The sequence below is a fragment of the Methylobacterium sp. B1 genome, from assembly GCF_000333255.1.
Taxonomy (GTDB): domain Bacteria; phylum Pseudomonadota; class Alphaproteobacteria; order Rhizobiales; family Beijerinckiaceae; genus Methylobacterium; species Methylobacterium fujisawaense.
The window spans coordinates 1-14,012 of record NZ_BACT01000374.1 but is presented as its reverse complement, the minus strand read 5'-3'; the positions used below and the strand labels follow the sequence as shown (position 1 = coordinate 14,012).

Here is a 14,012-nt window from a genome sequence, read left to right as displayed (position 1 = left end):
GCCTGACATCGGGGATCCTCTGCGTGTGGCCGCGGTCGCCGAAGCGATCATCACGGCGGTCGCGGAGCCGTTCGAGCACGCGGGGCAGACCCTCCGGGTCGGTACGAGCGTCGGCATCGCCCTCGCGCCCGCCCATGGCGAAAATGCCGACGACCTCCTCTCCTGTGCGGATCTTGCTTTGTACCAAGCCAAGAGCGAGGGGCGACATTGCTACAGGTTGTTCGCCCCCATGCTCCGAGAGCGGGCCCAGCGCACGCGTACGCTGCGGGACGAGCTCGGCCGTGCCGTGGAGAATGACGAGTTCGTGCTGTTCTATCAGCCGCAGGTACGCATGCGGGACGGAGCATTGACCGGCGCCGAGGCGCTGATCCGCTGGCAGCATCCCGAGCGCGGCCTCCTCGCGCCCGGGGCGTTTCTGGACGTGTTGGACAAGAGTCGCTACGCCGCACAAGTCGGTGACTGGGTGCTGCGCACCGCTTGCCGACAGGCCGTGGCGTGGCGCGCAGCGGGCGCCGCACGCTTCCGGATCGGCGTGAACCTATGCAGTGCTCAGGTGCAGCGCGGGGACCTCGCCGAGACGGTTCAAGTCGCTCTGGCCGAAAGCGGACTGCAGGCAGACGGTCTCGAACTGGAAATTACAGAGAACATCGTGCTGCGCCACGACGCGCAACTGGTCGTCGCGCTGCGCAACCTCCGCGAGGTCGGGGTCGGCATCGCCTTCGACGATTACGGCACCGGCTACGCCTCCCTCAGCCTGCTGAAGCGCTTCCCGCTGACACGCTTAAAAATCGACCGCTCATTCGTCACGGGAAAGCTGGCATCGCATCAGGACATGACGATCGTGCGGGCGATCCTGCAGCTTGGCCACGGCTTCAAGCTGGACGTGATCGCCGAAGGAATCGAGACCGAGGCGGAGTACACGCGCCTGCGGACGAAGGGCTGCCAAGAGGGACAGGGTTACCTGTTCGGCAGCCGATGCCGGCTGACATCTTTGCCAATCGGTTTGGGCTGGGTGTCAGAGCCGAACAGCCAGTCGCCTTGCTTGCCTAAAGCCGTCCGTCGCCCAGACCTCCCGGACACCGGAGTTGTCTCTTCTTGGTGTATTGGTGGACTGCTTGCAAAGCATGGGAGTATTTTAAAGATCCGGTGGACTTTAGAGCTACGAAATTCGACACGAGTATGTCGTCTCTGCCACCGATCGTGGAATCGAGATCGGCGATCTCGCTGTGCCGTTCCACGTTCCAGGTAGCGCCGCGACCGTGAAATCACGCTGATCCGGACGCAGCCTCGACGGCACGATAGAGGCTCAGATGAAGCTGCGACAGGGCTGCAAGAGCTCCCTCCGTGTCGTCCGGTGCAGCGTCGCGAGCACCTCGTCGCGAAGTTGTGTAGCTTTGCCACAGAAGTAGCCACCGCTGCCGACGGCGATGACCGGATTGAGCATGCAGGTGGGCCGATCAACGTGAGCCGAAGAGCTTCAGAGATACTACCCTTGGGTGCGCACGAGAGATATCGCGCAATTACTTAGTCTTACCTTTTGCTCTTATCTATTTGTTGTAATTTAAAGGTCAAGAATGGTTAGACCTGAGTTTTTGCGCAATGAACTCCCGGAAAGTCTGATGATCTTCCTTCGAAACTCAAAACTGATACATAAGATTGCTCTGCCATTTTGCCTGATTATGACCATCAGTGCCGGGTTAGTCGCTTACGCGCGATCAACAATGTACGATATGGCGACGCGAACAGCATTGATCGCCGATGTGAATGCTGGACGTATTGACGCGCTCATGCATATGCGGGGCGGGCTTACGGAAGCCGTCGTCATGGACCGTAACGGTCTGCTAGAGCGGAACGCCGAGAGAAAGTCGATATTTCGAGCCCGGCAGCAAGTCGCTATGGCGGAGGCGCGGGCCGCGGCCGAAAAGCTCATCTCGCTGGCCGATACACCTGACCGTCGGACGATCAATACCAATGCTCAACGGTCGATGGAAGAATTCTTCTCGATCCTCGATCGTGTGTATGACCTTGGCGCTCGGCAGCAGACTGAGGAAGCCTTCGCGCTCGGTCGCGACGTTGGAATTCCTGCTCGGCTGAAGCTGAATGAGTGGATGGCCGAAAGGGCAAAGGCGCAGGCCGACGAGCTTGCCATCGCCAAGACGCAGGCCACCCAGCAGGCGAATGACGCGACGTACCTGCTGATCGCGCTCGCGGGGGGGGCTTGGTCGCCGCGATGGTGCTGGCCGGTCTGATTATCGTTTTTGCCGTAACCCGGCCGCTCGGCAGCCTCGTCAGTGTGCTGCAGCGCATGGCAAGCGGCGAGATCGACGCCTCGATCGCCGAGGCCCGGCGTAGTGACGAGATTGGCGCGGTGGGCAAAGCGGTACAGGGCATCAAGGACATGGTAGCTCGCAAGGCTGCCGAGGAGGCGGAGGTCAAGCGACGTGCCGACGAGGCCGCCGCTGCCGAGCGCAAGCGCACGATGGTCGAACTCGCCGACGGCTTCGAGCGCGCGGTCGGTGGCATCGTCGGCATGGTCTCGTCTTCGGCCACCGAACTCCAGGCCACCGCCCAACAGATGACCGTCACTGCCCAGGAGACCGCCGCGCAGTCCATTACCGTGGCGGCCGCCGCGGAGGAGGCCTCGACGAACGTCAACACGGTCGCGGCGGCGGCCGAGGAGCTCGGCTCGTCAGTACAGGAGATCGGCCGGCAGGTGGACGGCTCGGCGCATCTGGCGCAGCGGGCCGTGTCCGACGCCGATCAGACCGGCGCCCTCGTCGAGGAGCTGAGCGCTGCCGTGTCGCGGATCGGCGACGTCGTCGGGCTGATCTCTAACATCGCTGGCCAGACCAACCTGCTGGCCCTCAACGCCACCATAGAGGCGGCCCGGGCCGGCGCCGCCGGCAAGGGCTTCGCGGTGGTCGCCGCCGAGGTCAAGGCGCTCGCCGAGCAGACCGCCAAGGCGACGCACGAGATCTCCGGCCAGATCGCGCAGATCCAGGCCTCGACCGGGCAGGCGGTCACATCGATCGCGGGCATCACCGGGCGGATTCGCGAGATCAGCGGCGTCGCCACCTCGATCGCCGCCGCCGTCGAGGAGCAGGGTGCGGCGACCCAGGAGATCGTGCGCAACGTGGCGCAGGCCTCGGCGGGGACGAACGAGGTGACGGGCAACATCGCGGGCGTGGCGCAGGCCTCGGAGGAGACGGGGGCTGCGGCCAGCCAGGTCCTGTCGGCGGCCTCGGCGCTGTCGCGGCAATCCGAGCATCTCGGCGCCAAGGTCGGCCGCTTCCTCGCAACCGTACGCGCCGCTTGATCCGTTCCTATCGTCGCTTCACGCCACAAATCGGCTGAACTCGCGAACGTCCGCTTCCGCCTTAGCTTCGAGCGGAAGCGGACCAGCAGGATTCCACCCATCTGAGACGTGCAGGCAGACGCTTCGTGGTGGCAGATGCTGGCCGATAGCGGCTCGTCTGCTTCGGAGACGGGGTGCCGGAAAAGCGGCCGAGCTCCTGCCGACCCGGCCCGGTCGCGCGGGCTCGTGCGACAGCCGCCGGAAAGCGGACCTCGGGAACTTTCGCCACGCATGGCGGCGATTGTGGCCATTCGATCGAGGGTGCCTTCGCGGGCGGCTGGCATTTCGGCCCCCTGGGCGGACGGGACCTTCATCGGGGCAGCGTGCTCGGACCGCCCCGGCTGCCTGCCCCGGCTGCGGCGGTTACTTGCCATGCCGCGTCAGCCACGCCTCCATGTCGGAGATCTCCGTGGCCTGGGCGGCGACGATCTTCGGGGCCATCGCCTTGGTGGCGGGATCCTTGGCGTGTTTCAGTGCGACTCCCGCCATCGCGACCGCGCCGTTGTGATACGGGATCATGTGGGCGTGGAAGTCGACCTCGGGGTCGCCGGTCGAGGGAATGTCCATGTCCCTCATCATCGCCGAGTCGGCGACCTTGAACTCTCTGGTGGAGGCGTCGTCCTCCGCGTCAGACTTCATCGAGCCCATCTCCATGCCGGCCATGGAGCCGTGATGATGGTTCGCACCCTGCGCCAGGACTGTGCGGGCCAGCCCGGTCGACAGCCGCGCGACAGCGAGACGTTTCGGTTTCGGGGCAGGAGGTTTCCTCTCCAGGGTGGAGGGCCTCGAGTTTTCCGCTGTCGGTCACGCCTCTCGGGCTCGTGAGTTGCACGGCGCTGTGCGGGCTGTCGTCCAGCGCCGCGGCCTTGCCGGTCGGGCGACTGCCGTCGACGAGGTCCAGGGGCGCCTGAGTGGGCCTGCCGCCGACTACCAAGACGAGGATGCTGAAGTCGGTCGCCGCGACCGATTTCCGATCCTCGGCAGGCAGGAACGACAATCTCGGATTATCGGGTTTCGCTAATTATTATGGAGCTATTCGAAGCTTAATTTTGAGTAAATATCTTATTGCCGCACCAATGGCGGCTCTGAATGTGCATAGCGTGTAAAGACAAAGTCACGGTCTGCTGAGACGCGAGCGTGGCATGGCGCGCAGGTCTTCATCAGGTCTTCGCTCCGATTGGGCTTGCCTCCTTCGAATTGGCCGTATCCCCATCCGCCCGTATCGGCAAATTTTTCAGAGTCCTTGACGCTGAACTGCACGTTCGTCGGGGATCCGGGAACGAAAGATTGTGTTTGGCCGAAAACCGCATCGTTTTCTGCGGACGACACATACTCCCAAGCCAATCGCGCGATGATAGCGCCATCCGGGAATGGGCGCGTTCCTTCCCGATATGCCTTGATCGCGATGTCGTTTCCGAGAACGGCACGAATGTCGTTGAGCTGACCCGCTTCGTGCGCCACGCTGATCAATTGCCAATCGCGGTACCCTGCAGGAAGTCGAATGCCGAAGATCGGTGAAGCATCGTCATCAGCGCTTCCAGCCGGCCATGGCGTGAAGGCCCCGATGCAGGCGCCCATGATGCAGGCCCCTAATCGAAGCGTCGCAGTTCTCATGGTGTCCTCCCCTGGACCCTGTGCCGAACCATTTCTCGATTGATAAAGCGTCGGTATTTGTCGTCCGATCCGTGTAGTGGCCTCAGTAGAGGCCGCCACACGCGACTCAAAGCGCTCCACGTGGTTTCGCCGCGTCGGTTCCAGAAGCCTGTAGCACGCAGGCCTCGACCAGCCGCGAGAGAGCCTCTGCGGCACGCCTCGGATTGCTGTCCGTCAAGCCGTGACGCTCCGCCAGCCACAGGGGGTCGTCGTAACCGACCCAAGTCCGGTCCGCCGGATCACACCACACGAGGGCGCGCAGGGGCAGGTCAACGCCGATGGTTTGGTTGGCCTGCATCAGAGGCGTTCCGCCTTCCGCCCTGCCGAACACGAGCAGCTGGGTCGGCCGTAGATCGAGGCCGGCCTGGACCGCCGCGGCCGCATGATCGAGTCTGAGGAAGACCGCCAGGCCGCGCTCCGCCACGGCGCGGATAAGGTTGTCCATGGTCTCGCCGGGCCGGAACTGGCTCTCATGCTTGATGAAACCGGCCGTCATGGGCGAGGCTCCTGATCCCAGCGAGCCGCCACCTCGTCCATCTCGGCCGCCAGTTCGCTCGGGGTCAGGATACGTTTGGCGAACAGGATGTTGTCGAGCACGTCGGCGCGGGCGTCGCAGCGTTTCTCCCAGGGCTCAAGTTCGTGTTCGGTCCGCTGAATGAGCTCACCGTCCAGGCCGCCGATGTCGTTCGGCAGCCGCTTCAGCAGCATCTCGGTCTGGGTCATCGGTCGGCTCCGGCGATTGGGAGCCCGACGGGCGCCACGCCGATCATCGTGTCGCGCGTGACGAGGGCAGCCAGTTCCCCCTCGCCCCAGCCTTCCGCCCCTGCCGGGGTATCGCGGTCGTTGCCGGTCCAGGGCTGGCTGGAGCGGCCGTGCCCACGCCTGTCATGCGCGATGCAGCGGTACCCCTGGCGGCCGAGGGAGAACATCTGATATTCGAAGGCGTCGGCGCTGAGAGGCCAGCCGTGGCTGAAGACCACGGCTTACCCCTCGCCCCAGTCCTTGAAGTAGATTTCGGTGCCGTCCTCGACCGTGATCGTGCCCATTCGCGGTCCCCTCGCGTGCCCTCTGCACCTCAGCGACCGGCAACGTTACGGTCGAGGAAGTCCCGAATCATGGGCGCCATGACGTCGAGCTTGTCTTCGAGGGCGAAGTGCCCGGTATCGAGCAGATGCAGCTCGGCGTCGGGCAGGTCTCGCAGATACGGATGCGAGCCGTCGGCCGGGAAAATGGTGTCGTTCCGGCCCCAGACGATCAGCGTCGGCGGCTTGCGCTCGCGAAAGAAGGCCTGGAATTGCGGGTAGAGCGGTACGTTGGTGCCGTAGTCGCGGAAGAGGTCGAGCTGAATATCCTTGTTGCCCGGCCTGTCGAGCAGCACCTGATCGTGCAGCCAGTTGTCCGGATCGATCCGGGTTACATCGGCCACGCCGTCGACGTACTGGAACTTCGTCGTTTCCGGCGCGACGAGGAACGTAAGAGCCTCGCGCCGTTCCGAGGTATCCTCGCGCCAATAGGCCTTGATGGGATCCCAGAACGCCTTCAGCCCCTCCTCGTAGGCGTTGCCGTTCTGGATGACCAGCGCGGTGACGCGTTCGGGATGCTTGAGCGCGAGCCGATAGCCGACCGGGGCCCCGTAATCCATCACGTACATGGCGTAACGGTCCACCCCCAATCGGGAGAGCAGTCCGTCGACGATGTCGGCGTAGTGCGCGAACGTATATGCGAACTCCCGGTGGTCGGGCGCATCGCTGCCGCCGAAGCCCGGGTAGTCGGGTGCGATGACACGGTAGCGGTCCGCCAGAAGCGGAATGAGATTGCGGAACATGTGCGACGAGGTCGGGAAGCCGTGCAACAGCAACACGACCGGAGCATCCGACGGGCCCGCCTCCCGGTAGAAGACGTTCACGTTTTCGACCCGGGCTGCGCGGTAATAGGTGACCGGAATGCTGGTGAGATATGTCACGTAGCCCCCTTCGCATCAAATCACTTGATCGAATTTAACGTATTGCGATCGACAGCAGAACATCTAAACTGCGAAATCGCTGATTTCGCGGGGCGGAACAATGATCGACCGTCTCGATGCGATGCGGGTGTTCGTCACCGCCCTGGACGAAGGGAGCCTCGCATCCGCTGGCCGACGCCTCAATCGCTCGCCCGCCGCCGTGACACGGGCCATCGCGGCTCTTGAGAGCCATGTCGGAGCCCAGCTCCTGCACCGGACGACACGACAATTGCGGTTGACCGAGGCCGGCGAGCGATACGCCGCCGTCTGCCGTCGGGTGCTGACGGACTTGGAGGAAGCCGACCTCGCCGTTACCGGGAACCGGGTTGCCCCGCGCGGCGTCCTGACCGTCACGGCGCCGGTGATGTTCGGGACACGGGTTTTGCGCCCGGTCGTGGGTGAGTTCCTGAAGGCATACCCTGCAATGCAGGTCCGCTACCTGCTGCTCAATCGGATGACGAACCTCCTCGATGAGGGCATCGATGTCGCGCTCCGGATCGCCCCGTTGCAGGAGTCCAACGTGATAGCGGTACGCATCGGCGAGGTGCGCCGCGTTCTGTGTGCGTCGCCGAAGTATCTGGCGGGCCGGCCGCCAATCAGGTCCCTGTCCGATCTGGCGCAGCACGACTTCATTGGTATCGAGCCCACGAGCCCGGACGATATCTGGAGCTTCCCGCCCTTAGACGGAGCCAGAATTCCCCGGACGGTCCGGGTCAAGCCGCGCCTGATGGTCAACACCGACGAGGCCGCCGTCAGCGCGGCGGTCGACGGCGAGGGCATCGCCCGGATCTTCTCCTATAAGATCCAGCACGAAGTCACGGGCGGCAGCTTGGTCGTTCTGCTTCCCGAGGCCGAGCCGCCTCCGGTGCCCGTACATCTCATCACGCTACCGGACAGGATGTCGCTCGCCAAAGTGCGGGCCTTCATGGACTTCGCCGCCTTCCGCCTCAAGGCCGACTTCGACTGCACCCGGTTGCACCCCAAAGACCGCCATTCCTCCCGGGACCGGCTCGACGCCGAGGTCTCGCGCCGGAGATTGACGCCGAATTGAAATGCCGCCGGCCGGCCGTCGAGATATCCATGATTGGTCGCGGCGTGGATCTCGCGGCGTTCCAATCCTTCACCGCCTCAACCGCGGATCGTCCTGCGTGACGCGGCTGCGCAGCGTGTAGACACCGCTTCCGGACAGGATGGCACTCCGGGCGAGGAGACGGCCGCTCTGCCAGTTCGACAGCCCGAGCTCGGGCTGGTTCAGGGCGTATTGCCCGTCGACCCATCGGGTGAACCCGTCGCCCACGAAGGGCGCGTTCACCGTGTCGTAGAAGCGCCGATGCGCCTCGGGGTCCTGACTGATCAACGATGCGGCGAAACGCGGGCTGTGGCGATTGAACAGCGTCACCGCGTGATCGAGGTCATCCACGATCTTCAGGCTGACCTCGGGCGTGTCTTCCCATTCCCACTCGTGTCCGAGATCGTCCTCGGACTGGATCTCCGTCAGCGGCTCGGTGCGTTCGCCTTCGGCGCGCCGGACGCGGACGGTGGCGGTACGCCAGCCGTCCGGCAGGACGGTCTCGTCGCCTGCCACCACGTGTAGTTTGCATCCGAAGCCGCGTGCGCGGCCGGCGGATTCCAGGGCCGCCAGGAAAACCGGCACCAGATCCGTCACCCGGGCGCGATGGATGCAGCACACGTTCAGGGTGTTGCAGACCTTTCGGTCCAGAGACGCGTCGACAGCCGCGGAGAAGCGCTCCGCATCCGCATCGCGGTCGGCAACCATCCACGCACCGCCGGTTCCGTGCAGGCTCACCGCCGTGCCGGCCTGTCGTGCGACGCTCCCGAGCTGGGCGACGGCCCGACCCGACCCGCGCGCCACCGCCAGCGAGAGCCGACGGTCAGCGAAGAGGGCCCAGCCTGTCGACCGTTCCGCGCTCTCCACGAGCGAGATGGCTCCGGGCGGTAGGCCGGCCTCATCGAGCGCGGGAACGAGGGCGTGCCGCATGATGGCCTGTGCGGTGCCGAGCGCGTCGCTGCCGATGCGGAAGACGGCCGTGTTGCCGCTGCGCAGGACGCCCGCTGCATCGGCGAGCACGTTCGGGCGCCCCTCGAAGACGAAGCCGACCACCCCGAGCGGTGCCGCCACCTGCGCGATGGTCCAGCCGGGATGGTCGATGCGCTCGACGACCCGACCGCGCAGCGTCTCGCTGTCTCGCCACGCCCGCAGGCCCGCGATCATATCCTGCCGCATCCGGTCGGTGGCGACGAGCCGGGTCGTCGAACGGCCGCCACCCTGGGCGCGCTCGACATCCTGCCGGTTCGCCTCGGCGATGGCATGCCAAGCCGAAGGGTCATCGAGGCGCGCGGCGAACCGGTCGAAGAACCGCTCAATCGCCTGATCCGGTACGGCCGACATCGCCATGAAGGCGGCATGCGCACGGTCCACCGCGGCGGCGGCCAGGGCGATCTGAGCCGCCGGGACGTGGAGGAGGTCTCCGGTCTCCTGCAGGACCAGCAGATGGTCACCGGGCTGGAAGGCCTCCGCCAGTTCCGGCGTGATCACGGTCACGCGGTCACCGCCAAAAGGCACAGGAGTTCCCGATACGAGGCGCGCGAGGGTCGTCGTCATGGGAGCGGGCATAGGGCGATCTCGGTGTGGAAACCAAGCCGTGTCGTCGTTGAAAGCGACCCCTCGATCGAGCGGTGTGACGCCGGGAGGCGCGCCAAGGGCTTCTCGGTCGCTCCGAAGGGATCCGGTCGGCGGAAGGAGCACGGCCCCGGCATCACCATACCGGGACGGTGGTGACCCAATCGCAGCACGCCTCCCGCCCGGATCCACGCGTTCACGGCGTTGATCGGCGAGATTGGCGATGGGGGGCGCCCTTGGCCCGGGCCGCAATCGAGCGTCCCGCTTCGTCGCGACCGGACTTTTCAAGACCGGTGACCAAGATATCGACGAGGCGCATGGCCGACTGCCTCCGGTCCGGCCCGGAGCTGATGTTGGCCACACTGGCCACCGCCCGCAGCAGGTCGAGCGGCTCCATGCCCAGTTGGATCTCCCCCGCAGCGACCGCGCGGTCGCACAACATGGCCATGGCCTGCTTAATCTGGGCGCCGGATGCCGCATACAGGCCGGCCGGCCCGTCGGCCACCGCATTGAGGGCCTCGGACATGCCTTGCTTGGTCGCCATGTAGTCGACGAACACCAGCATCCATTCCCGCAAGGCCTCAGTCGGGGAACGGGTGGCTGTGAGCCGTTCCGCGGCCTCGGCGAGATGGGCGGTCTCATTCCGGTAGACCGCCTCGATCAGGGCGTCGCGGGTCGGGAAATGACGGTAGAGCGTGCCGACCCCCACGCCTGCCGCACGCGCGATCTCCTCCAGACCAGCGGCCGCGCCCTTCTCGGCGAAAGTCGTCTTGGCCGTGTCGAGCAGCCGGAGGCGATTGCGCTGGGCGTCGGCGCGCGGCCTGCGGGCTGTCACACGAGGTTCCTCGTCGTCCACGGGCGAAGCGCCTCTTGCTAAACGGAGGGTCACTCCGTATTTAAACGGAGGCAACCTCCTCTTATCGACTCGGAGGCCGGCGAACAATGGCGTCGCGGGCAACGGGCGAGGTGTGTCCACCGACAAGGAGAGCACCATGGCCGCAACATTCGGAGCGACCTCGACCACCGAAGAGGTGCTCGCCGGCGTCGATCTCAGCGGAAAGTGCGTGCTCGTCACGGGCGTCTCGGCCGGGCTTGGCGTGGAGACGGCCCGCGCCCTCGCGGCGCACGGGGCGCATGTCGTCGGCACGGCGCGGGATCTCGCCAAGGCCGCGGCGGCGACTGCCGTAGTCCGCGATCAGGCGGCGCATGGCGGAAGTCTCGAACTGGTCGCGCTCGACCTCGCCTCGCTGGCCAGCGTCCGTGCCTGCGCCGACGCGTTGCTGGCGGACGGCAGGCCGTTCGACGTCGTCATCGCCAATGCCGGCGTCATGGCCACGCCGCTGGGTCGCACGACCGACGGCTTTGAGACGCAGTTCGGCACGAACCACCTCGGCCACTTCGTGCTCGTGAACCGGATCGCGTCCTCGATCCGGGACGGTGGCCGGCTGGTCATGGTCGCCTCGTCCGGTCATCGCTACGCGGGACCTGATCTGGATGATCCGGGCTTCGAGCGTACGCCTTACGACCCGATGGTCGCGTACGGGCGCTCGAAGACGGCCAACATCCAGTTCGCGGTGGAGTTCGACCGGCGGCACAGGACGCGCGGCGTGCGGGCGACAGCTTTGCACCCCGGCGGCATCGAGACCGAACTCGGCCGGCATTTGGGCCAGGGCGCCGTCGCCCAGTCGGTCGAGCGGATCAACGCCGACCTCGCTGCGGCCGGCAAGCCGGCATTTGCGTGGAAAACCATCCCTCAAGGAGCTGCCACATCAGTTTGGGCGGCTTTCGTGGCGGCGGCGGAGGCCGTCGGCGGCCGCTATTGCGAGAACTGCCACGTGTCCGAGATCACCGACGGGTTGATCACGCCTGTCAGCGAGGGCGTGCGCTCCTACGCTTTGGATCCCGAACGCGCGCGTGCGCTCTGGGCTAGAAGCGAGGACATGGTCGGCGAACGGTTCTGATATTGCAACCCGGCACCTCCGGGCCGGACCAAGCCGAACATCGGATGTCCGCCTTTGAAATCTGGCGCCTCGAAGCGGACAGGTAGAAATCAACCCTGCGTGGTCCTCCCGCTCCGACCCATGCCGGCCCTGCTGACAGTCGTCGGCGCGTTCCGAACGCAGCCATTCAGCGGCCGCTTGGCAGCTTCGGTTCGAGGCGCAATCCGGACCGTCGGCTTTCGCGCAGCGGCCCTGTTACCACTGGTCTCCCGGACGGGACACGCGCGTGGGTCTGCAGGAAGACCGAGATCAGCCGAAAGAGCGGGTTTTGCAAATGGGGCTTCTAGCCGGTTGTCGCGGGGCGCGCCTGGATCACGGGCGCGGCCGCTGCCAGAATTGAAGCGGCGTCGCGTGTGAGGGGAGGGTAGATGCGGCTGCCATTGATGAGGCGCTTGGTAGCTTTGGCCGCTGCTCCGTCGGCAATTAGGCGGTCGCGATCCCAGCCCGACGTGTAGACTGCCCCCCACGCGCCGAGATCGAGCACAGTTACGTAATCAGGTGCCGCGAACGGCAAGCAAAGATCCGACCGTCCTGCGAGATCGTAGACTGCATTGTTACCTGCGAAACGACCCATCGGGCGCGCGTGTTGGCAAGACATCACCGTGGTGTGTCCCGCATCGTCGGCTGTGGCCACGGCCACGTCGCCGGCCGCGAACACGGCCGAAATCCCGATGACCCGCATCATCGCGTCCACGGGCAACCGACCGAGTGCGTCGTGCGTCACGTCTAAATCCTCGGCGAGGGGATTTGCCCGCATGCCCGTGGCACAGATGACCGTCAGCGCCGGGATGTACGTTCCATCACTGAGCGTCACGCCCGTCGAATCGATCGTGGCAACGCCGGTGCCGCTGATGCATTCGACGGCAGCTGCGGCGAGAGCCTGTCGAATCGCCGGCATTGCGGCTCCGCCCATCGTGGACCCAACCTCGACAGAGCGGTCGACCAGCAGCGTCCGAACCGGGCCAGTTGCTCCGGCCCGATCGCGGGCAGCCGCGAGGCGAGCAGGCAACTCGCAGGCGAGTTCTATCCCGACCAAACCACCGCCGATCACGACGGCGGTCCAGCGGCCGGCTTGGTCCGGCCTCGATCCGCAGCGGCCCAAGTCTCGGAGGTGGCTCGCGAGCTGGCGCGCGCCGCCAAGCGTATCAACGTCGCAAGCCAGATCGACGCCTGGTATCGGCGGCCGGGTCAGCCGGCTCCCGGCGGCGAGAATCAACCTGTCGTATTCGAGCGCTATCGGCTCAGGTTTGTCCGCGACGCGCACCATCAGACGACGACCGGCGGCGTCGATCTTGGTCACGCTGCCCTCGATCCGGTCGACGTCGATGGGATCGAGCACCTCGTCCAGTGGCACGGCCAGGGGCGTGAGGTCGGTCTCGTAGCATCGCACCCGGATAGAGTGGAACGGATCTGGCGCAACAAGGGTGATCGCGACCTGGTCTGTCAGCCCGAGTTCGACGCGCGCCCGGGCAGCAGCCGCGGCGCTCCAGAGGCCGGCAAAGCCGCCGCCAACGACGACGATGGTGCGTTTGGCCATTGGGATCTGCCCCCGCATCCGGTCTATTCAAAACAATGATAGCAGATCGTGAATGGCGGCCGTCGAATTCACGTGGGGCCTTATCTAGACTGAGGCCATCGCTGGGATGGATCGCAAGCGGACGGCGCGGCGAACTCCGTTTCCAGCGATCGCTGCTGGTCTGCTGACCTGCGGACATGCACTCTCGGCGGTCCTGTCGCTGCACACCCATGGCAGCCGTCCGGCACCTTCAGCGCAAGGTAACGACCAGATCCCGGCCTTTTGCCCCGAAGCGGACGTTTCCTCTCTGAGTCAGCTTGGCCATCGGTACTGGTCAGCCTCGATGTCCGTGACGGACGAACGAGGCCGCGTGTGATGGATATGTCGGTGACGGAGATCTACTCAACCTCTCGATCGCCTATGGCGTGATGTTTTTCCGCTACAGTTGTTTCTGGTGCAACGCTCATACGCCTTGAAGTTTCGTCCGCTCCAATCCGGCGTGTTTGCCATGCAGGCCCAAATGCATCTCTGGGTGTCCATCGGATCTTCTTTTGACAATGCCGGCGTTGTGATGAGGATCCCTAAGATGAATGCCGCCGGAAGTTTCAGATTTTGCATGTCTTGCTCCAAGGAAACAAATTTTAAACGATCTTTGATTTGCGCGATTTTTAAATATTGAGTGACGTTATTCTGAATGCCGTAAATCGCTTCCAATATATGCCTGCATTACAAAAACGCGACAATGCACCGCAACTTGGGCCGATTCGATCAAATCAGTCGTCGATTTAATACATGCCAAATGAGATTCGACAAGCTGCAATCGGTGATTGGGGCTGATCCAATCT

Annotated in this window: 12 protein-coding genes and 2 pseudogenes; 5 read left to right on the top strand and 9 right to left on the bottom strand. The window is 64.9% G+C overall.

Translation table 11 applies throughout. The features are described from left to right. From I53_RS11055 to I53_RS11050, 3 genes and pseudogenes are all read left to right on the top strand, one after another. A partial coding sequence (locus tag I53_RS11055) for a bifunctional diguanylate cyclase/phosphodiesterase (protein ID WP_148291121.1) occupies positions 1-1,249 on the top strand: 1,249 nt, incomplete at its 5' end. A 370-nt stretch (positions 1,250-1,619) separates the two neighbouring features. Beyond that, entirely contained in the window at positions 1,620-2,249 is a 630-nt protein-coding gene (locus I53_RS36115; protein WP_374701312.1) for a hypothetical protein, read from the top strand. A 2-nt stretch (positions 2,250-2,251) separates the two neighbouring features. Then, a pseudogene (locus I53_RS11050) lies at positions 2,252-3,316 on the top strand (methyl-accepting chemotaxis protein); the annotation flags it as partial. Positions 3,317-3,718: 402 nt separating this feature from the next. Here the strand turns inward: I53_RS11050 and I53_RS11045 are convergent. The 6 genes and pseudogenes from I53_RS11045 to I53_RS11025 all read right to left on the bottom strand — a co-directional run bounded on the left by I53_RS11045 (position 3,719) and on the right by I53_RS11025 (position 6,971). After that, the gene (locus tag I53_RS11045) at positions 3,719-3,994 is read right to left on the bottom strand and encodes a DUF305 domain-containing protein (protein WP_306307431.1); all 276 of its coding nucleotides are present in this window, start codon (positions 3,992-3,994) and stop codon (positions 3,719-3,721) included. A gap of 423 nt (positions 3,995-4,417) precedes the next feature. Further along, complete coding sequence (locus tag I53_RS31200; protein WP_083936031.1) at positions 4,418-4,969, bottom strand: cytochrome P460 family protein; 552 nt, start codon at positions 4,967-4,969, stop codon at positions 4,418-4,420. A gap of 106 nt (positions 4,970-5,075) precedes the next feature. After that, positions 5,076-5,504, bottom strand: coding sequence for a DUF302 domain-containing protein (locus I53_RS32140; protein ID WP_043350440.1), 429 nt, complete (start codon positions 5,502-5,504; stop codon positions 5,076-5,078). Then, positions 5,501-5,731 carry a hypothetical protein gene (locus I53_RS32135; RefSeq protein WP_043350437.1) on the bottom strand — a complete coding sequence of 77 codons (231 nt, stop codon included), beginning with the start codon at positions 5,729-5,731 and terminating at the stop codon, positions 5,501-5,503. Before I53_RS32135 ends, I53_RS32140 begins: the two co-directional genes overlap by 4 nt. A gap of 2 nt (positions 5,732-5,733) precedes the next feature. Then, positions 5,734-6,054 (bottom strand): annotated as a pseudogene (locus I53_RS31190) (alpha/beta fold hydrolase); the annotation flags it as partial. A 29-nt stretch (positions 6,055-6,083) separates the two neighbouring features. After that, the gene (locus tag I53_RS11025; RefSeq protein WP_043350432.1) at positions 6,084-6,971 is read right to left on the bottom strand and encodes an alpha/beta hydrolase; all 888 of its coding nucleotides are present in this window, start codon (positions 6,969-6,971) and stop codon (positions 6,084-6,086) included. A gap of 100 nt (positions 6,972-7,071) precedes the next feature. Here I53_RS11025 and I53_RS11020 point away from each other — a divergent pair, with 100 nt between their 5' ends. Then, positions 7,072-8,061 carry a LysR family transcriptional regulator gene (locus I53_RS11020; RefSeq protein ID WP_051044775.1) on the top strand — a complete coding sequence of 330 codons (990 nt, stop codon included), beginning with the start codon at positions 7,072-7,074 and terminating at the stop codon, positions 8,059-8,061. Positions 8,062-8,130: 69 nt separating this feature from the next. On the opposite strand, the gene I53_RS11015 is transcribed toward I53_RS11020, so the two are convergent. After that, positions 8,131-9,573 carry an aldehyde dehydrogenase family protein gene (locus I53_RS11015; protein WP_251982294.1) on the bottom strand — a complete coding sequence of 481 codons (1,443 nt, stop codon included), beginning with the start codon at positions 9,571-9,573 and terminating at the stop codon, positions 8,131-8,133. A gap of 274 nt (positions 9,574-9,847) precedes the next feature. Further along, positions 9,848-10,507, bottom strand: a complete 660-nt coding sequence (locus I53_RS11010) for a TetR family transcriptional regulator (RefSeq protein WP_251982293.1) — start codon at positions 10,505-10,507, stop codon at positions 9,848-9,850. A gap of 136 nt (positions 10,508-10,643) precedes the next feature. Between I53_RS11010 and I53_RS11005 the strand changes: the two genes are divergently transcribed. Then, positions 10,644-11,612, top strand: coding sequence for an SDR family NAD(P)-dependent oxidoreductase (locus tag I53_RS11005; protein ID WP_043350428.1), 969 nt, complete (start codon positions 10,644-10,646; stop codon positions 11,610-11,612). 322 nt (positions 11,613-11,934) lie between these two features. On the opposite strand, the gene I53_RS11000 is transcribed toward I53_RS11005, so the two are convergent. After that, positions 11,935-13,188: an NAD(P)/FAD-dependent oxidoreductase gene (locus I53_RS11000; protein ID WP_043350446.1), complete on the bottom strand. Its 1,254-nt coding sequence runs from the start codon at positions 13,186-13,188 to the stop codon at positions 11,935-11,937. Positions 13,189-14,012 lie beyond the last annotated feature (824 nt).